Below are 19,814 nucleotides of genomic sequence, written 5' to 3'. Positions count from 1 at the left end.
AAGTCCTTTAAGAAAAGAACTGACCAGAATCTCTACCGTAGTTTATTTGGTGGCAAAAGCATCAGTACCGGGTGCCGTACTGCTCGGCACAGGCTTGCAGTGCCAGATGTTGTCCGCATATTCGCGGATAGCACGGTCCGCGGCAAAGCGGCCGGCGTTTGCGATATTGATAAGGCACATCCGCTGCCATGTTTCTGGATTGCGGTACAGCTTGACAGCGCGCCCCTGTGCCTTCTGATAGCTGTCAAAGTCGGCCAGCACCATATATGGGTCATTTGTCGTCAGGGAATGGACAATATCACCGAACTCAACGCCGTTCACACCGCCGCGCATATAATCAATGGCACAGTGCACGGCCGGATTGTTATAATAAATCTGTTCCGGATGATAGCCATCTTTGCGCAGGATTTCCACTTCCGGCGTCGTCATGCCAAAGAGAAGCATATTGTCGTCACCCACCGAGTCGTGAATCTCCACATTGGCACCGTCCAGCGTGCCCAGTGTTACCGCACCGTTAATCATAAACTTCATATTGCTGGTACCGGAAGCTTCTGTGCCCGCAAGGGAAATCTGTTCACTGATATCCGCGGCCGGAATCAGCAGCTCGGCCAGTGTCACACGGTAATCTTCAATATAAATAACCTTCATCTTCTGGTTGACCGCAGGGTCGTTGTTAATGAGCTGTCCCAGTTTATAGATGAAGCGAATCATCTGTTTTGCAAAGTAATAGCCGGGAGCCGCTTTGGCGCCAAATATGTAGGTATGCGGCACAAAGTCGGCGTTCGGGTTGTCTTTCAGCCACAGATACGTTGCCAGAATATTCAGTGCGTTCAGGTGCTGCCGCTTATATTCATGCATGCGCTTAACCTGTACATCAAAGATAGAATCCGGGTCCACCGTCACATTGTTTTCTTTCTTGATATAGGCAGCCAGCCGCTCCTTGTTGTGGTGCTTAATTTCGGCCAGTTCTTTCAGGACCGCCTTGTCGTCCTTAAACGCTTCCAGCTTTTTGAGTTGAGAGGCGTCATAAATATAACCTCTGCCTATCTTTTGAGTCAGCAGGTTCGCCAGTTCCGGGTTGGACTGGTTTAGCCACCGACGGTGCGCAATGCCGTTGGTGACATTGGTAAACTTTTCTGGCATTTCTGTATAAAAGTCATTAAAAACGGTCTTCTTCAAAATATCACTGTGCAGGGCCGAAACGCCGTTGACGCTGTGGCTGCCCACTACAGCTAGATTTGCCATCTTGACATAGCCGTCATTCAGCGGTGCCATGCGGCCGACTTTATAGCCGTCCACGCCTATATCATGCATCTGCTGACAGAAGCGGCGGTTAATTTCCTCCACAATCTGATAAATACGCGGCAGCTGCATTTTAAATAGTTCCTGACTCCAGCACTCCAGCGCTTCCTTCATAACCGTATGGTTTGTATAAGCAACAGTACGGGTAGTGATGTCCCATGCGTGATCCCAGTCATATCCGCACTCGTCCAGCATAATGCGCATCAGTTCCGGAATAGCCAGCACCGGATGTGTGTCATTCAGGTGGATTGCCACCGTGTCCGGCAGGTTATCCAGTGTCGCATACTGGAACAAATGCGTGCGGATAATATCCTGAATGGAAGCGGACACCAGAAAATACTGCTGCGTCAGGCGCAGACTTTTTCCCTCTGGGTGATTGTCCTCGGGGTACAGCACTTTGGTGATGGATTCAGCCATGGCGTTCTGCTCCATCGCGCGCATATAGTTGCCGGAATTAAACAGCCCCATGTCGAAGCTTTCTCCCTTGCTTTTCCACAGACGCAGGCGGGAAACGCCCTTGCCATCCATGCCGGCAATATACATATCGCAGGGGACTGCCATAATCGTTGTATAATCTTTATGAATGCACTCATGGTAGTTGTTGTGCCAGCGTTCTTCCACATGGCCGCGGAAGTGCACCTCCACCGCCTTTTCCGGAATCTCATGCATCCAGATGCGTCCGCCGGGCAGCCAAAAGTCCGGAAGCTCTGTCTGCCAGCCATCCACCAGTTTTTGGCGGAAAATGCCGTACTCATAGCACAAACTGTAGCCCATAGCAGGGTAACGCTGAGTTGCCAGCGCATCCATAAAGCACGCGGCCAAACGACCCAGACCGCCGTTTCCCAAACCGGCATCTGGCTCACAGTCATATAGGGAATCCAGCTTTACGCCCATTTGACGCAGAGCCTCCCGAAAATCGTTTTCCACACCGAGGTTAAAAAGCGTGTTTTTCAGGCTGCGTCCCAGCAGGAATTCCATGCATAGATAGTAAACTTGTTTGGTCTTTGTTTTCTCGGCTTCCGCCATAAACTCACTGCACCCTTGCTCCATCATCTCACGAGCAATTAGCGCTACTGATTTATAAATCTGGTCGTTGGTTGCATTCTCCAGACCGACACCATAGCCGTGTTCCAGCTTCGCCAAAATCTGTTTTTCTATCTGTGGGACCGAATGCTTATACTCCATGAGCGAATTCCTCCGTTTCAGGCAGGGCACACTTTTTGTTTTTTCTGACTGGACCGTTATGAAAATATTTGATTTATATTATATGCCAAAATACACAGCTTTTCAATGACTACATATGATTTTCCCTTTTTCCGCCAAAATTCATGAAATACGGTGAAATCATGCGGTTTTTCCGTGTTTTTTACACGTTCTTGTGACAGAACCGCTATGTAGAAATATGGGCGTATTATTGTGTATTTTGTACAAAACTGCGTTTTTTAGGCGACAGCGTTCCGGGTAAAAAGATACTGCCTCTAAATTTGCCGAAAATGCTTTCTTCCAGACGGAAAATAGGGTATAATAAAATAGATATTTTAGAAAGAGAGGTCTGCCAAATGAGTAAACACAGTGTCCGCCTGACCATATGCGGTACAGAATGTGCGGTTGGCACAGAAAACAATGAAGCCTATGTCCGTTCTCTTGCGGCAGAAGTACAAACCTGTATGCTGCAGCTTTCCCGTCAAAGCGTGCGCGCCTCCGGGACAGTCACCGCCATTGTTGCGGCACTTTCTTTCTGTGACGATTATCATAAAGAAAAAGAGGCAGCAGAAGCTCTGCGCCAGCAGATGCAGCGCTGTCTTGCCGATACTGCCAAAGCAAACCAGCAGGCCCGTGAGGCCCAGCAGGAAGCCAACCGTCTGCGGCAGGAGACCGCCTGTCTGCGCGCACGCTTGGGGCAGGAGGAGCCTGACCCCTCTGCCCGCACCGCCCAGCAGGCCCCTGTGGAGCGTGAAACCTCCGGTGTGTTCTCGCGCCCGCAGCCGAAGACGGAAAAAAGCGGTGCGGATTTTTTAAGCCTTTTTGAGGATAAACATGAAAAAAATAATGAAACCTGAAGTTTTGGCGCCTGCCGGCAGCCCGGAAGCCCTGACTGCTGCTGTGCGTGCCGGTGCGGATGCCGTATATTTGGGTGCCAGCTCTTTTTCCGCCAGAGCCGGTGCCCACAATTTTTCCAAAGAAGAACTGAAGCAGGCAGTTGCCTACTGTCATGGACGCGGAGTGCGGGTACATTTGGCCGTAAACATTCTGCTGCATGAAGCGGAACTGCCCGCCGCGCTGGAACTGGTGCAGTACGCCTGCTCCCTGCCGGTAGATGCGGTTCTGGTACAGGACCCCGGCCTGCTGTACCTGCTGCGCCGGTGCTGCCCGGACCTTCCGCTGCACGCCAGCACACAGATGAGCATTCACACGCCCGCCGGTGTGCGGGCCTGCCAAACCGCCGGTTTTTCGCGTGTCGTACTGTCGCGGGAACTGAGCCTTACGGAAATAAAGCAGATACACCGCGCCTGTCCTAATGTGGAATTGGAATCTTTCGTTCATGGTGCCCTGTGCATGAGTGTTTCGGGACAGTGCTGGTTCAGCGCCGTGCTGGGCCGCAGAAGCGGAAACCGCGGACAGTGCGCCCAACCCTGCCGACTGCCGTTTGCGGCGCCGGGCGGCACCGGCCATGACCTGTCCCTCAAGGACCTTTCTATGATTCCGCGCCTGCAGGAACTGCGGGATGCCGGAATTGACTCCTTCAAAATTGAAGGCCGCATGAAGCGGCCCGAATATGTAGCAGCGGCCACACACGCCGGTCGGCTTGCCGCGGACGGACAGCCGCTTCCCCCGCAGCTGCTGCGGGACCTGCACCATGTCTTTTCCCGCTCCGGCTTTACAACGGGTTATCCGGACGGAAAACGCGGCCGCACCATGTTCGGCACACGCAGCAAAGAGGACTCTTCCGATACATCGGAAGCCTGCGCTCATCTGCGCGGGCTGTACCGCCGGGAATTTTCCCATATCCCGGTTTCCTTTGTTCTGACCATACAGGAAGGAAAGCCGGTACAGCTGCAGGTACGCGATGAAGCGGGCCATACGGCCGCCGCAGAAAGCCCTGTACTGCCGCAGCCAGCACGCACACGCCCGCTGACAAATGCTTTCTGTACAGAACATCTGCAAAAAACCGGCAGCACCCCGTTTCTGGCCGCAAATGTACAGTGCCGTATTGGGGACAGCCTCTCTGTGCCGGTATCCGTGCTGAACCACCTGCGGCGGGACGTGCTGGAACAGCTGCTGGAGCAGCGCAGCCAGCACTCGCCCATTCCGTTCACTGCGGTCCCACTTTCCACGGAACCGCACCGGGCGGCGGCGTTCACGCTGCGTGCCCGTTTTCCGGACGGACAGGTGCCTGATGAAGCGGCTGTATGCGAAAGCATTTTGGTTCCCTACAGCCTGCCTCTTTCCGCCCTGAAAGAACTGCGGCGGCGCGGCTTTTCCGTTTGGCTGGAACTGCCCCGCGGAATGTTCGGCACAGAGGAATCCGTGCGCCGCTCGCTGCAGGAAACCGCCGAAGAAGGGTTTCGGGACGTATGGACCGGCACCCTTAACAGCGTCGGCCTTGCGCGGGAACTGGGCCTTACCCCGCACGGCGGTTTTTCGCTGAATGTGACAAATTCTGCTGCCCTTCGTTGGTATACTGAATTTGGTCTGACTGATACGGAATTAAGCTTTGAATTAACGCTTCAGCAGGCAGCGGCTCTGGGCGGCAGTCTGCCGCGCGGGCTGCTGGTATACGGCCGCCTGCCGCTGATGCTGACACGCAATTGTCCAATTGCAAACGGCGGCGGCTGCCGCCACTGCAGAACAGCACAGTCCCTGACAGACCGCATGGGTATGCAGTTCCCGGTGCAGTGCTTTGGTGGATGCAGTGATGTGCTGAACAGTGTCCCGCTGTCTCTTTTGGGCCGGCTGAGCACGCTTTCCAATATGGACTTTGGCGTTCTGCGCTTTACGACAGAAACGCTGCCGGGACGTGCCAAAATTCTCCGAATGGCAGCGGCCGACCAGTCCATTGGCGGCAGCATAACACGCGGACTGTACGACAGAGGTATTCTATGACAATATTGATTAAAAAAATGCGCACGGAGGCCATTCTTCCCGTGCGTGCAACAGTGGGTTCCGCCGGACTGGATTTATGTGCCTGCTTGCAAAAGCCGCTGACCATTGCGCCAGGCGACCTCGTACAGGTACCCACCGGCATTGCCGCAGCACTGCCGGAAGGCACCGTCGGCCTTTTGTGCGGACGCAGCGGACTGGGTGTAAAGCACGGCATCACCCTCAGCAACTGCGTGGGTGTGATAGACAGTGACTACCGCGGGGAGCTGGCAGTCGGCCTGTGCAACGTGGGGGACAAGCCCTACACGCTGCGCCCGGGTGAGCGTTTCGCGCAGCTTCTGGTCCTTCCGGCACTGACACCGGCCCTGCAGGAAGTGCAGGACCTGCCGCCGACGCAGCGCGGAACCAGCGGCTTTGGTTCCACAGGGAAATAAACCGCCGCTGTTTCAGCCGCTTCTTTTGTTTACATAATTTTTGGCGGCGGTTGAGAAGTTCCCTTCTGAGATGTATAATGAAAAGAATCCACGTGCGCATTCTGCGCCGAAAGGGGTAATTGACAGATATGGCGAAAGAACTCGGCATTGACCTTGGCACAGCGAACACGCTGGCATATATGAAAGGAAAAGGCATCCTCATGCGCGAGCCGTCTGTGGTGGCGGTAGATGTGCGTACAGACGCCGTGGTAGAAGTTGGCAGCAAGGCAAAGGACATGATTGGCCGTACACCTGGTTCCATCGTGGCCGTCAGCCCGCTGAAAGACGGTGTAATTGCCGATTTTGATATTACTGCAACCATGCTTAAGCATTTTATTAAAATGGCCGCAAAGACCGGCCGTTTTTCCCGGGCGAATGTCGTTGTATGCATTCCATCCGGCGTTACCGAGGTGGAACGGCAGGCTGTCGCGGACGCAATCGACAAAGCCGGCGCGCATGTGCTGGACTTTTTACCGGAACCGAAAGCGGCGGCAATGGGTGCCGGCCTGCCTGTAGAGGACCCAGTCGGTTCCATGGTACTGGATATCGGCGGTGGTACCAGCGAAGTGGCCGTCATCTCGCTGGGCGATATTGTTGCCTATGAAAGTGTAAGGGTAGCTGGAAATAAATTTGACGATGCAATTATTCAGTATATCCGCAAGAAATATGACCTGCTCATTGGCCAGCAGACCGCTGAAGAGATTAAAAAACAGATTGGTTCTGCCTATCCGACAGACGAAACGACCAATGCTGCCCTGCAGGTAAAGGGCCGCAGCTTGGTGGACGGCCTCGCCAAAAATATTACTGTCACGGCCGAAGAGATACGGGAAGCACTTTCCGATTCTCTGCAGCTGATCGTGGAGGCCGTTCACGCAACGCTGGAAAAAACGCCACCGGAGCTGTGCGCCGACATTATCGACCATGGCATTACCATTACCGGCGGCGGCGCGCTGCTGCACGGCATTGCGCCTCTTCTGCATCAGGAAACCGGTATGCCCGTGCGGGTAGCGGAAAATCCGCTGGACTGCGTCGTCACCGGCGCCGGCAAATACCTGGAGCTCCACACGCACAGCCGTTCCAGCGAGCGGCCGGCTGAAAAGCCTGCCGAAAAGCCAGAAGAATAAAACCGGTACTGCCGAAATACCGGACGAAGGAGGCTTTTCGTGAACCGGTTCTTTCAGTCTAATCAATTCAGGGGCCTGATTGTTGTGCTGTTCCTGCTTTCCAGCCTGACACTGTACACCAGCACCGCTGGCCCGGGTGCACTGGGTGACCTGCTGAACAGCGCCGCCATGCCCATGCAAAAAGTGCTTTCCACCGCGACCGGCAAAGCGGCCACCGGCGCCGAAACCATCACCAAAAGCAAAGAAGAACTGCTGGCGGAAAACAAAAGCCTGCAGCAGCAGGTAAATACCCTCAATCAGAAATTGACCAACTACTATACTGCCCTGCAGCAAAACGAACAGTACAAGCAGTTCCTGGGCATTAAAAATCAGCACAAAGATTATCAGCTGTTATCGGCTACCATCATTGCGCGTGACCCGAACTCTGTTTCCGGCAGCTTTACCATTGACCAAGGCTCTACTTCCGGTATTACCAAGGACTGTCCGGTTATCACTTCGGCCGGCGTGGTCGGCTGGATAAGTGAAGTGAGTCCCCTGTCAGCTAAAGTGACGACAATTTTCGACACCAGTGCACAGTTTGGTGTGCGGGACACCGCAAATCGGGATACCGGTGTATTTGCCAATGATTTAAAGTTGGCGGATAAGGGCCTGACAAAAATGGAGTATCTGGCTACCGGAACGACCGTAAAGGCTGGGGACCAGATTGTAACCAGCGGCCTTGCGGTAGAAAACGGCTTCGGCGGCAAATTCCCGCGCGGGCTGCCGGTAGGCACGGTTTCCGCCGTAAAGAGCAGTCCCTACGATGTTTCTCTGTATGCGGAAATAAAGCCATATGTCACCCCGGGCAAAATTCGTGATGTGATGGTCATTACTGACTTTGCCGGAAAAGCGGAGGCTGCCAAGGCCGCGTCGAGCCAGAGCAGCAGTTCCTCCTTAAGCGGGGCCTCCAAATGAAGCGGGGCAAGCGTATACGCTTTCTGGCGTATTTTCTGGAAATTTTGCTGTTCTTCATTTTACAGCAGGCACCGGACCTGTTGCCGGTTATTCACTACGCACGGCCGCTGCTGCTGATTCCAACTGCCGTGACCATTGCGCTGTTTGAACCGCAGGTGGCCTCCACCGCTTTCGGCCTTTTCTGCGGACTGCTCATCGACGCGGGCACAAACGGCGGCGTACTGGGTATGCACGCCATCATTTTAACGGTCATTTGTTTTGTGGTCAGCTACCTTGCGCATGACTTACTGCAAATCAATGCTCTGACCGCTTTTCTTGTCTGCGGTATTGCCGCGGCTATCACCATTATACTGCAGTGGCTGTTGTTCTACGTTTCGCTCGGTTATGCGGACCCAGCCTACGCACTGGTGGAACACTACCTGTCGCGGTTCCTGTACACCATTGCTTTGGGTCTGCCCATTTATGCGCTGAACCGCACAATTGCACTGCGCATATAAAAAATCTCTTCCCGTACAGCTGCCGCCATTTTGCAAGCTGCCCGGGTTTCTTTTTACAGAAAGGAGAGCACCCCATGCTTCATCATGCAAAAAAGAAGCGCACTGTTCAGGCCCGTTATGTGGTCTGCGGTGCAGTTGCGCTGCTGCTGGCCGCGGTATTCGTTGCCCGGCTGTTCCAGTGGCAGATTATAGAGGGCGCCACAGCCCTGGAGGAATCCGACAAAACCAGTAAAACCAATGTGACCATGCCCACTAACCGCGGCGAGATTGTGGACATTCACGGTGTGGGCCTGGCAACCAACAAAACGGGCTATGCCCTGCAGTTTGACCACGCCTATATGACCACCGCAACTGAAAACGCCACCATTCTGCGGCTTATCAATCTGCTGGAAAAGCGTCAGGAGAAATGGCTGGACACCCTGCCCATTGTCATGGACGACAGCGGGAATTACGCGTTTAAAGGCAACTCCCCGAAAGAAATCAAATACTTAAAATCCAAAGATTTTTTGAATGTAAACGATTATGCAAATGCCCAGACCTGTATGCAGAATCTGATTAAAAAATATTTTAAACAAACCACAAAAGACCAGAAGAACCCCACCGCCGGCTACAGCAAATCCGACCTGCGCAAGGTTATTTCCGTCCGTTACGCCATGACGCTGGAAGGTTTTGACTATTCCCTGAACACTCCCTACACCTTTGCGGAGGATGTCAGCCGTGACACGGTGGAAATCGTGAGTGAAAACAGCGAAAACCTGCCGGGTGTGGTGACAAAAGTGACCACAACCCGTGAAAATCCCAACAGTACGCTGATTCCACAGGTGGTAGGTACCATGGGTGCTATTTCTGAAAAACAGTATGCCTCACTGAAAAATAAAGGCTACCACCTGAACGACCGGCTGGGCACCTCCGGCATTGAAAGCGCCATGGAAAGCATGCTGCGCGGTACAGAAGGCGAAAAGAGTCTGACGATTGACTCCAGCGGCAACGTAACCGGTGACAAGGTTCTGAAAGCACCGGTAAACGGCAAAACCGTTTTTCTGACGATTGACTCCAAACTGCAAAAAGCCGCTTCCGATGCACTGGCCTCCAGTGTGAAAGCCGCCCATGCGGCACAACCCATGTGCAAGTCCGGCGGTGTGGTTGTGCTGAACGTAAAGGACTTTTCCGTACTTGCTGCGGCTTCCTTCCCTTCTTATGACCTTTCTAAGTACCCCTCGGACACCGCCTATACCAAAAAGCTTCTCGCCGACAGTGCCAACCCGCTGGTGGACCGCACCTTCGGCAGTGCCTACACCCCTGGCTCCATTTTTAAGCCCTCGGTCGCGCTTGCGGCACTGCAGGAGGGCATTATCAACGAAAATACCACTTTTGTCTGCAACCACCGCTACCTGCGTTTTGAAAGCAGCGGCTACACCCCGGTGTGTGAAGGCAACCACGGCGCCATCACCATTATGGACGCCTTGGCAAAATCCTGCAATATCTTCTTCTTTGAAACCGGCTACCACACCAAAATCGCCAACATGAACGTCTATGCCAAAAAGCTGGGACTGGGCGACAAAACCGGCGTGGAAATTCCAGAAAACACCGGCACGCTTGCCGGCCCCGGTGAAAAGAAAGCCAGCGGCGGTGTTTGGTATGAAACTGACACGATTCAGGCCGCCATCGGCCAGAGCGATAACTCCTTCACGCCGGCACAGCTGGCTACCTATGCTGCAACGATTGCCAACAACGGCACCCGCAAGCAGGTGCATCTGGTGGACCACGTGACCGACTACAGCCGCAAGAAAACGGTTTCCACTGTTAAGCCGGAAACCTACACCGACAACAGCGACTACAGCTTTCTGTCCAAAGGAAACCTGGACATTGTAAAGGCCGGTATGCGCAAAGTCTGCACCAGCGGCACCGCTTCATCCTCCTTTGCCGATTATCCGATTGCCGTTGCTGCTAAGACCGGTACCGCTGAAACCAGCCGCGCCGACAACACCACTTTCATTACATTCGCGCCGTATGACAATCCACAGATTGCCGTTGCCGTCGTGATTGAACACGGTGAGAAAGGTAAATACAGCCAGGATGTAGCAAAGGCTATTTACAATTCTTATTTCAAGGTTAACCAGTCCTCCAGCAGTGCAGGCTAAAGCAGAAAAAGCAGTTGGGATTTTTTGTGCAACTTGCTTCACAAAAAAAGGATAGCTATTTTTATGGTCTTTTCACAAAGAATTGAAAACGAATGATAAAATCTTTGACTATATCGGTTTGTTGTGTTAGTATTTAGTATGAGGTTATTAGTATGGGAGCAGTCACAGTCATTACATCTGGAAAAGGCGGAGTGGGCAAATCCACAACAACGGTACATATGGGCCTGGCCCTTGCGGCCCGCGGCAGGCGTGTCCTGCTGCTGGACTGCGACGCGGGTCTCGGCTGTCTGGATATGCTGCTGGGGGTTTCCCAGCGGCGTGTATTTGACCTTTCCGATGTTGTGTCTGGTACGACCTCTCCGGACAAGGCAATTTACCAAAGTCCGCTAATGCCCGGCCTGTTTTTGATGCCCGCACCGCTGCATGAAGAGGATTTAGTCAGCACCGGTGTCATGCGGCAGCTGGTTCCGGCGCTGGCACATCATTACGACCATGTTCTGATCGACTGTCCCGCCGGCATTGGCACTGGTTTCCGCAGTGCCTGTGCCGCGGCGGATCGGGCTGTGGTTGTTTCCACACCGGACGGTATCAGTACCGCCGCTGCCGCAAAAGTGCGCGGACAGCTGCTGACGCTGGGTATTTCTGAACAGCGTCTGGTCATTAACCGCTTCTCCCCGAAGTTTTTCCGGCGGGCGCACTTTTTCAGTGACCTGGACGCTGTGATTGACACAACGGGCATTCAGCTGATTGCAGTCATTCCAGAGGACCATGCGCTGTGTGCCGCCGCTGTAAACGGGTTGCCGCCGAAAAACAGTCCTGCTGTGCTGGCATTTGCGCGGCTGGCCCTTCGGCTGGAAGGCCACAATGTTCCTTTGCCGCCCCTGCAGAAGCTGTAATGCTTTTGCTGTAAAATTGAATCATCTTGTCTTTCTTTTTATCCTATATATCTCCCTCTGCTGTGCAGAGATGCCTTTGAAGGAGGCTTTCGTTCCATGAACATTGCATTGATTGCGCATGACGCAAAAAAAGAATTGATGGTGCAGTTCTGTATCGCCTACTGTGGTGTACTCAGCCGACATGACCTGTGCGCTACCGGTACCACCGGGAAACTGGTCAGTGAAGCCACCGGTCTGCCAATTCAGAAATTTTTGAGTGGCAGCCAAGGCGGCGACCAACAGATTGCTGCAAGGATTGCCTGCAATGAAGTGGACTTGCTGCTCTTTTTCCGCGACCCGCTGACCGCAAAGCCCAGTGAGCCAAACGATATGAATATGCTTCGGCTGTGCGATATGCACAACATTCCGGTAGCAACCAATATCGCTACCGCAGAAGTACTTATCCATGGTTTGGAACGCGGTGACCTTGACTGGCGCAATATCCTTAACCCCAAAAATTAAGCGTCTGCTTTCCGGCAGCACTTTTCAAATGAGCCGTACAGGGAATTGGGCCGGCAAGGCTCCCTGTGCGGCCTTTTTCTGTTTTTCGGCGATTGTGAGAAAGTTGTCAATTTTCTTTTCTTTGCTGTTTTAATATGTTATAATGAGTTGGTCAGCATACAGGAGGAATGACAATGAATTTGATTACAAAAGTGCCCCGCGGCACACAGGACATCCTGCCCGGGCAAAGCAAAAACTGGCAGACAATCGAAACCGTACTGCGGCAGGTCGCGTCCCTGCACGGCTTTTCCGAAATCCGCACACCGGTTTTTGAACATACGGAACTTTTTCAGCGCGGTGTAGGGGATACAACCGACGTCGTGCAGAAAGAAATGTATACCTTCCAGGACAAGGGCGGCCGTTCCATCACTCTGCGCCCGGAAGGAACCGCCGGTGCCACGCGCGCGCTGCTGGAGCACGGCCTGTACGCGGCGGCTCTTCCGCAGAAACTTTGGTATGAAGCCTCCTGCTATCGCTATGAAAAGGCACAGAAAGGCCGCCTGCGTGAGTTCCACCAGTTTGGTGTGGAAATGTACGGTTCGGCGGACCCGCTGGCCGACGCAGAAATCATCTCCATTGCAAGTGCCATCTTCAGCCGGCTGGACATTCACGGCCTGACGCTAGAACTAAACTCTATCGGCTGCCCGACCTGCCGTGCGGCCTACACCAAGGCGCTGCAGGAATATTTCGGCCAGTACAAGGACCAGCTGTGCGAAACCTGCCAGTCCCGCTTGGAGCGCAACCCCATGCGTATTTTGGACTGCAAATCGGAAATTTGTCATAAAATCGGCGAAAAAGCGCCGTCCATTCTCGACTATCTCTGTGATGACTGCAAAGCACACTTTCAAAAAGTCTGCTCCGCCTTGGACACACTGGGTATTTCCTATCAAATCAATGACCGCATTGTGCGCGGACTTGACTACTACACCCGCACCGTCTTTGAGTTCACCACCAACGACCTCGGCAGCCAAGGCACCGTCTGCGGCGGCGGCCGCTATGACGGCCTTGTGGAGGAGCTGGGTGGACCGGCTATGCCAGCCCTCGGCTTTGGGTTGGGACTGGACCGTCTTCTGCTGCTGATGGAAGCACAAAATATCCGATTCCCGCAGCAGCCCGCCTGTGACCTGTACATCGCCAGCATCGGTGAAGCGGCCCGGCTGAAAAGCCTGGTCTTGGCCACCGCTCTGCGTTCCGCTGACATGATTGCTGCTTTCGACGACCTTGGCCGTGGTCTGAAGGCACAGATGAAGTACGCAAATAAAATTGGCGCCCGCTACAGCATGGTACTGGGTGATAACGAACTTGCCGCCGAACAGGCTTCTGTCAAAAACATGGAAACCGGCGACGAGGACAACCTGCCCATTGATGAAAACTTTGCAAAGGCCTTTGCAGGCATGGAGCGCCGCTCCAGCCTGTTCACTACGCTGTAAAGTTTTTTGAAACACGCCGGGCGGAACCAAACGGCCATGTTTCGTTTTATGGACTATTTTTACGGGACACAACAGTCCTGTGTAGGATAGAACCAATTTTCTGGAGGTATATTATGGCAGAATTTATGACCGGACTGAAGCGCAGCTGCTACTGCGGCGAACCGCGTCTGTCCGATGTCGGAAAAACCTTGACTCTATGCGGCTGGGTACAGCGTCAGCGTGACCTCGGCCAGCTGATTTTTATAGATTTGCGCGACCGCTCCGGCATCGTGCAGCTTGCATTTGATGAGTCGACCGATAAAGAGGTTTTTCATAAAGCTTTCACCTGCCGCAGCGAGTATGTGCTGGCTGCCACCGGCGTTCTGCGGGAGCGCACCAGCAAAAACGCAATCCTTCCCACCGGTGATGTGGAGTTGGAAGTAAAGGAACTGCGTATCCTGGCAAAAAGCGAAACCCCGCCTTTCGCCATTGAAGAAAACTCCAACGTATCCAATGAAACACGGCTGCGCTATCGTTTTCTGGACCTGCGCCGCCCCGATATGCAGAACATCCTAATGGCACGCCACCGCATTACCAAATGCGCCCACGACTACTTTGACAACAACGGATTTTTAGAGATTGAAACACCGGACCTTATCAAATCCACACCGGAAGGCGCCCGCGACTATCTGGTACCCAGCCGTATTTTTGACGGCAAGTTCTTTGCTCTGCCGCAAAGCCCCCAGCTATACAAACAGCTGCTGATGATTTCCGGTTTTGACCGCTATATGCAGATTGCACGCTGTTTCCGTGATGAGGACCTGCGCGCTGACCGTCAGCCGGAATTTACCCAGATTGACTTTGAGATGAGCTTCGTCGAACAAAACGACGTCATGGCGATTGGCGAGGGCTTCATTCAGAAGGTCTACAAGGATTTATTGAATATCGACATTCCCACACCGCTGCGCCGCATGACCTGGCAGGAAGCAATGGATCGCTTTGGTTCGGATAAGCCGGACCTGCGTTTTGGCATGGAACTGCACGATGTGAGCGACTGTGTAAAGGACACTGCCTTTAAGGTGTTCCACAGCGCGCTGCCGGGCGGCTCTGTACGCGGCATTAACCTAAAGGGCCATGCAAAGGACCTGTCCCGCAAGGAAATTGACAAACTGGGCGATTGGGTAAAAAGCTACGGCGCCAAAGGCCTTGCATGGACACGTCTGGCGGACAAGGAAACCAGCAGCTATGAAAAATTCCTTGCACCAGAAGAGGCAAAAGCTATCCGTGAAGCGATGGATGCCGAGCCGGGCGATGTGCTGTTCCTGGTTGCCAGCGATGACAACACCGTTGTCTATGCTTCTTTGGGTGCCCTGCGGTGTGAGCTTGCCCGCCGCTTTAACCTCATCGACAAATCCAAGCCGTGCCTGCTGTGGGTAACGGACTTCCCGATGTTCGAGTACAGCAAAGAAGAGGGCCGCTGGATGGCCATGCATCACCCCTTCACCATGCCGAATCCGGAAGACCTCGACCGGCTGGAAAGCGACCCCGGTTCGGTTCGCTCCATTGCCTACGATATGGTTATCAATGGTTATGAGGCCGGCGGCGGCAGTATCCGTATTCACGACACCGACCTGCAGCAGCGTATGCTGCAGGCACTCGGCTTTACGCCAGAGGAAGCACAGCGCCGCTTTGGCTTCCTGCTGAACGCCCTGAAGTACGGTGCCCCGCCGCACGGCGGCATGGCCTGGGGACTGGAGCGTTTGGTGATGGTCCTGTTGGGCATTGACGATATGCGCGATACAGTTGCTTTCCCAAAAGTGGCTTCATCCGCCGACCTGATGTCCAATGCACCAGATGTGGTAGACCCACAGCAGCTGGCCGACCTGCATATTGCAACGCTCAGCAAGAAAGAATAAAGCAAGTTAATAGGGCCGTGCCGGCACAGCCGCCGGTGCGGTCCTTGTTGCTACCCAAAGGAGGCTGTAAAAAGTGCAGAAACAAAACTATCAACTGGCACTGGACCAGGTCCTGCGCAGCCTGCCACCAAACCGAAAACCCCGCCTGCTGCTGCACGCCTGCTGTGCACCCTGCAGCAGTTACGTTCTGGAGTATCTGTCCCCGTATTTTCAAATTACACTTTTCTATTATAATCCTAATATTTCTTCTAAAGATGAATATGAAAAGCGTGTCGCTGAAGTTCGCCGCCTGCTGCAGGAAATGCCGCTGCCAACACCGGTGTCCTTTTTGCCGGGCCGCTATGACCCAGAACGCTTTCTTGCCATGGCAAAGGGAATGGAAACACTGCCGGAAGGCGGAGAACGCTGTTTTGCCTGCTATCGTCTGCGCCTGACGGAAGCCGCGAAGGCTGCCAAAGAAAGCAGCTTTGACTTTTTCACAACCACGCTGTCCATCAGCCCACACAAAAACGCACAGATGCTTAACCAAATTGGTATGGAGCTTGCCGAAACATACGGCGTCACATGGCTGCCGGGTGACTTTAAAAAGCGCGGCGGTTTCCAGCGCAGCATCGTCCTTTCACAGCAATATCATCTGTACCGGCAGAACTACTGCGGCTGTGTTTACTCTGCCGCCGAAGCTGCTCGCCGCCGGAAGGAATCCACACTATGAAAAAAGAAAAAAGCAAAGAAAAAGAGAAAAAGGGAAAAAAGCGCGGGCGTTCTCTGTCCGTTGTTGGCGAAGAGGAACAGGACGCCCTGCTGTCCCATGCACTGCAACTGGTAGGCGGAAAATGGAAGCTGCGTATTCTGCTGGTCCTAGGCAGTGCGGAGAGTCTGCGCTACGGCGAAATCCGCAGCCGTGTCGCGGGCATCACGGACATGATGCTCAGCCAGAGCCTGAAGAACCTGTGCGCCTCCGGTCTGATACAGCGGCAGCAATTTCAGCAAATTCCGCCGCGGGTGGAATACCGCCTGACCGAACAGGCCTCCGGTGCACTGGAGGCCGCTGTCAAACTTTGCTCCTGGGCAAAGCACCTTTAATTTTTCGCCGTCCATGTACTACAGATTGTGTATCTGCCGCTGGGATGCTGCCGCATTGTATTGTTGATAACTGGTTGAAAAGGGTGGAAAACACCGGGTGTTGTCCCCCTTTTCTCTTCTTTTTTCAACAGAATAGTGGAATAATCGGTGGAGAAGTCGATAAGGCAGCCCTTTTCACACGAAAAATTCGTTTTTCCAAAACCACAATATATAGTTATATACAAAAGTACCGCGTCTACATGCGGTACTTTTGTGTTTGACAAGCACGTTTTGCAGTGCTAGAATATCCCTAACACATCAATTCTTCACAGCTTTTATCGGAGGGATCTTATTGTTTACGCAGATTCGAAAACGCAACGGTGACCTTGTCCCATTTGACCGAAAAAAAATCTATCGTGCGATTGAAAAATCAAATCAGTCCGTTACAGGTGAAAAAATGTCTGCACAGGACTTGAATGCCATCGCAGACAAGGTCATTGCTTCCCTGCCGCAGGGAAAGGTCCCTGCTGTAGAACTGGTACAGGACGAAGTAGAGGCACAGCTGATTGCAGCTTCCTTTGCAAAAACAGCTAAATCCTACATTCTGTATCGCGCTGAGCACGCAAAAATCCGTCAGGCGGAAGGCGACCTAATGGATATTTATAAAGAGCTGACCTTCTGTGACTCCAAAGATGTAGACCTAAAGCGCGAAAACGCCAATATCGACGCTGACACTTCTATGGGCACCATGCTGAAGTACGGCAGTGAAGGCAGTAAGTACTTCATCAACAATTATGTGCTGCCTAAGGATATCGCCGCAGCGCACCTGAACGGTGACATTCATATTCATGATGAAGATTTCTACATGCTGACCGAAACCTGCTGCCAAATTGACCTGTTGAAGCTCTTTAAAGGCGGCTTCTGCACCGGTCACGGTACCCTGCGGGAACCGAACGACATTCGCTCCTACGCGGCGCTGGCCTGCATTGCCATTCAGGCAAACCAGAATGAAATGCACGGCGGACAGTCCGTCCCGAACTTCGATTACTCCATGGCTCCGGGCGTTGCTAAAACCTACCGGAAGATGTACCGTCTGGGACTTGCCCTGTGGTTTGAAGGCAATCTCTCGATGGGTATCCCCGATGCGGAAGCGCTGGCTGCTTATCTGTATAACCAGCTGGACGCCGATGAAATCCGTATGAACAACAGCGATGCGCTGGAAGAAAAGCTGGTAAAGATTCTGCCGGCACATCAGCGTGAAAACGGATACCAAGAAATCACCGAGGAACAGGCCCATACCGCACACCGTTTCGCAGTCCAGACTGCCTGGCATGAGACAGACAAGGCGACTTATCAGGCCATGGAAGCCCTTATTCATAACCTGAACACCATGAACTCCCGTGCAGGTGCACAGGTTCCGTTTTCCAGCGTGAACTACGGTACCTGCACCAGTGAAGAGGGCCGCATGGTCATGCGCAACCTGCTGCTGGCAACAGAAGCCGGTTTGGGCGACGGCGAAACCCCGATTTTCCCGGTACAGATTTTCAAGGTCAAAGAGGGCATTAACTATAATCCCGGCGACCCGAACTACGACCTATTCAAGCTTGCGATGAAGACCAGTGCCAAGCGCTTGTTCCCGAACTTCAGCTTTATTGATGCGCCGTTTAATCTGCAGTATTATGATGGCACCTATAACAGTGAAGTCGCCTACATGGGCTGCCGCACACGCGTCATGGGCAACGTTTATGACCCCGACAAAGAAGTAACCTGCGGCCGCGGCAATCTGAGCTTTACCAGCATTAACCTGCCGCGTATCGGCATAGAAGCACACCACGACCTCGACCGTTTCTATAAGATTTTGGATGACCGCATTGATCTGTGCATTCGTCAGCTGCTGCACCGCTTTAAGATTCAGTGCAGCAAAAAGGTGTACAACTATCCATTCCTCATGGGACAGGGTGTATGGATTGATTCCGAAAAGCTCGGTCCCGATGACAGTGTGGCAGATGTTCTGAAACACGGCACCCTTTCGGTCGGCTTTATTGGCCTGGCGGAAACACTGGTCGCTTTGACCGGCAAACATCACGGCGAAAGTGAAGCAAGCCAGAAGCTCGGTTTAAAAATCATCGGTCATATGCGTAAACGTATGGATGACGAGAGCAAAAAGCGTAAATTGAACTTTACCCTGTTGGCAACCCCGGCAGAGGGCCTGTCCGGTCAGTTTGTTAAAATTGATAAGGTTAAGTATGGTATTCTGCCGGGTATTACGGACCGTGAATACTACACCAATTCCTTCCATGTACCAGTGTATTATTCCACCAGTGCATTTAAGAAGATTAAAATAGAGGCACCGTATCATGCCCTGACAAATGCTGGCCATATTTCTTACGTAGAACTGGACGGCGATACCTGCAAGAATCTGGACGCCTTTGAGGCTGTTGTCCGCTGCATGAAAGAATCCGGCATTGGCTACGGCAGTGTCAACCATCCAGTGGACCGCGACCCGGTATGCGGCTATAACGGTGTAATTGACAACGTATGTCCGCGCTGCGGCCGCCGGGAGGGCGAACCAGTCAGCATAGAACAGCTGAATAAACTACGTAAAAAGTACCCGAATGTTCCGATTGTTGACGGCTGTGGCTGCGACGGACACTGAACTTTTTTATCCCATTATTTTTAATAGAGGAGTGCTGCTTTATGATACATCAGTTAATTGTAAATCCTGAAAACAATACAGTTGGCGAAGGCGTCAGCTTTGACCGTATTCGCCGCATCACCGGCTATTTGGTAGGCACCATGGACCGCTGGAACGATGCAAAGCGCGCCGAAGAAAAAGACCGTGTCAAACATGGCCTGCACTGAGCTGCGGCTGGCCGGCACAGAACCGGAGTCCATTGTAGATGGCCGCGGCATTCGCTATACGGTCTTTGTACAGGGCTGTCCGCATAACTGTTCCGGTTGCCAAAATCCGCAGACACATGATTTTTCCGGCGGCTATACTGCTTCTATTGACAGTTTACTGGCTGAAATGAAGGAAAACCCGCTGTTAAGGGGCGTTACATTCTCCGGCGGTGAACCATTCGCTCAGGCCAACGCATTGGCGGACCTTGCCGAGCGGCTAAAACGGGAAACAACACTAGATTTGACCGTTTATTCCGGCTGGACCTATGAGGAACTGCTGAAATGCACAAAACCGGGCGTGCACCGGCTGCTGGACTTGACCGACTACCTGGTAGACGGTCCCTATATAGAAACGCAGCGGGATTTGACACTGCATTTTCGCGGCAGCCGTAACCAGCGTGTCATTGACATGAACGCCACCCGGCGGGAAGGTCACATTGTGTTGGACGATTTGGACGAAGAAACTGAATAGAAGAAAGACGTACCCCCAAAATGAGG

Annotated in this window: 15 protein-coding genes and 1 pseudogene; 15 read left to right on the top strand and 1 reads right to left on the bottom strand. The window is 53.1% G+C overall.

Annotation, left to right across the window (positions count from 1 at the left end; translation table 11 throughout):
- Nucleotides 1-42: 42 nt before the first annotated feature.
- A complete protein-coding gene (locus GJQ69_RS00305; protein ID WP_086034871.1) occupies nucleotides 43-2,487 on the bottom strand; it encodes a glycogen/starch/alpha-glucan phosphorylase in 2,445 nt (814 codons plus the stop codon).
- Between the two features lie 374 nt (nucleotides 2,488-2,861).
- Between GJQ69_RS00305 and GJQ69_RS00300 the strand changes: the two genes are divergently transcribed.
- From GJQ69_RS00300 to nrdG, 15 genes and pseudogenes are all read left to right on the top strand, one after another.
- Complete coding sequence (locus tag GJQ69_RS00300; protein WP_157658871.1) at nucleotides 2,862-3,362, top strand: cell division protein ZapA; 501 nt, start codon at nucleotides 2,862-2,864, stop codon at nucleotides 3,360-3,362.
- Nucleotides 3,340-5,406, top strand: coding sequence for a U32 family peptidase (locus GJQ69_RS00295; protein WP_086034869.1), 2,067 nt, complete (start codon nucleotides 3,340-3,342; stop codon nucleotides 5,404-5,406). Before GJQ69_RS00300 ends, GJQ69_RS00295 begins: the two co-directional genes overlap by 23 nt.
- On the top strand, nucleotides 5,403-5,837 hold the full coding sequence (gene dut / locus GJQ69_RS00290) for a dUTP diphosphatase (RefSeq protein ID WP_086034868.1): 435 nt from the start codon (nucleotides 5,403-5,405) through the stop codon (nucleotides 5,835-5,837). The genes GJQ69_RS00295 and dut overlap by 4 nt, the downstream gene beginning before the upstream one ends.
- A gap of 128 nt (nucleotides 5,838-5,965) precedes the next feature.
- Complete coding sequence (gene mreB, locus GJQ69_RS00285) at nucleotides 5,966-7,000, top strand: rod shape-determining protein (RefSeq protein WP_086034867.1); 1,035 nt, start codon at nucleotides 5,966-5,968, stop codon at nucleotides 6,998-7,000.
- A 39-nt stretch (nucleotides 7,001-7,039) separates the two neighbouring features.
- Nucleotides 7,040-7,954 carry a rod shape-determining protein MreC gene (gene mreC, locus GJQ69_RS00280; protein ID WP_086034866.1) on the top strand — a complete coding sequence of 305 codons (915 nt, stop codon included), beginning with the start codon at nucleotides 7,040-7,042 and terminating at the stop codon, nucleotides 7,952-7,954.
- Nucleotides 7,951-8,451 carry a rod shape-determining protein MreD gene (gene mreD, locus GJQ69_RS00275; RefSeq protein WP_174192582.1) on the top strand — a complete coding sequence of 167 codons (501 nt, stop codon included), beginning with the start codon at nucleotides 7,951-7,953 and terminating at the stop codon, nucleotides 8,449-8,451. The genes mreC and mreD overlap by 4 nt, the downstream gene beginning before the upstream one ends.
- A gap of 74 nt (nucleotides 8,452-8,525) precedes the next feature.
- Nucleotides 8,526-10,592: a peptidoglycan D,D-transpeptidase FtsI family protein gene (locus GJQ69_RS00270; protein ID WP_086034864.1), complete on the top strand. Its 2,067-nt coding sequence runs from the start codon at nucleotides 8,526-8,528 to the stop codon at nucleotides 10,590-10,592.
- A gap of 152 nt (nucleotides 10,593-10,744) precedes the next feature.
- A complete protein-coding gene (locus tag GJQ69_RS00265; protein ID WP_086034863.1) occupies nucleotides 10,745-11,488 on the top strand; it encodes a nucleotide-binding protein in 744 nt (247 codons plus the stop codon).
- Between the two features lie 96 nt (nucleotides 11,489-11,584).
- Nucleotides 11,585-11,989: a methylglyoxal synthase gene (gene mgsA / locus GJQ69_RS00260; RefSeq protein ID WP_086034862.1), complete on the top strand. Its 405-nt coding sequence runs from the start codon at nucleotides 11,585-11,587 to the stop codon at nucleotides 11,987-11,989.
- A gap of 173 nt (nucleotides 11,990-12,162) precedes the next feature.
- Entirely contained in the window at nucleotides 12,163-13,458 is a 1,296-nt protein-coding gene (hisS, locus tag GJQ69_RS00255) for a histidine--tRNA ligase (protein ID WP_086034861.1), read from the top strand.
- 113 nt (nucleotides 13,459-13,571) lie between these two features.
- Nucleotides 13,572-15,353, top strand: coding sequence for an aspartate--tRNA ligase (gene aspS, locus GJQ69_RS00250; protein ID WP_174192580.1), 1,782 nt, complete (start codon nucleotides 13,572-13,574; stop codon nucleotides 15,351-15,353).
- Between the two features lie 73 nt (nucleotides 15,354-15,426).
- Nucleotides 15,427-16,065: an epoxyqueuosine reductase QueH gene (locus GJQ69_RS00245; protein ID WP_086034859.1), complete on the top strand. Its 639-nt coding sequence runs from the start codon at nucleotides 15,427-15,429 to the stop codon at nucleotides 16,063-16,065.
- Nucleotides 16,062-16,436, top strand: coding sequence for a winged helix-turn-helix transcriptional regulator (locus GJQ69_RS00240; RefSeq protein WP_086034858.1), 375 nt, complete (start codon nucleotides 16,062-16,064; stop codon nucleotides 16,434-16,436). Before GJQ69_RS00245 ends, GJQ69_RS00240 begins: the two co-directional genes overlap by 4 nt.
- A gap of 331 nt (nucleotides 16,437-16,767) precedes the next feature.
- A pseudogene (locus tag GJQ69_RS00235) lies at nucleotides 16,768-19,277 on the top strand (anaerobic ribonucleoside triphosphate reductase).
- Nucleotides 19,264-19,788, top strand: coding sequence for an anaerobic ribonucleoside-triphosphate reductase activating protein (gene nrdG, locus GJQ69_RS00225; RefSeq protein WP_174193612.1), 525 nt, complete (start codon nucleotides 19,264-19,266; stop codon nucleotides 19,786-19,788). The pseudogene GJQ69_RS00235 and the gene nrdG overlap by 14 nt, the downstream one beginning before the upstream one ends.
- Nucleotides 19,789-19,814 lie beyond the last annotated feature (26 nt).

Origin of the sequence: Caproicibacterium lactatifermentans (assembly GCF_013315815.1) — a bacterium.
In the GTDB taxonomy this organism is placed as follows: domain Bacteria; phylum Bacillota; class Clostridia; order Oscillospirales; family Acutalibacteraceae; genus Caproicibacterium; species Caproicibacterium lactatifermentans.
This window is presented reverse-complemented; position numbering and strand designations above follow the sequence as displayed.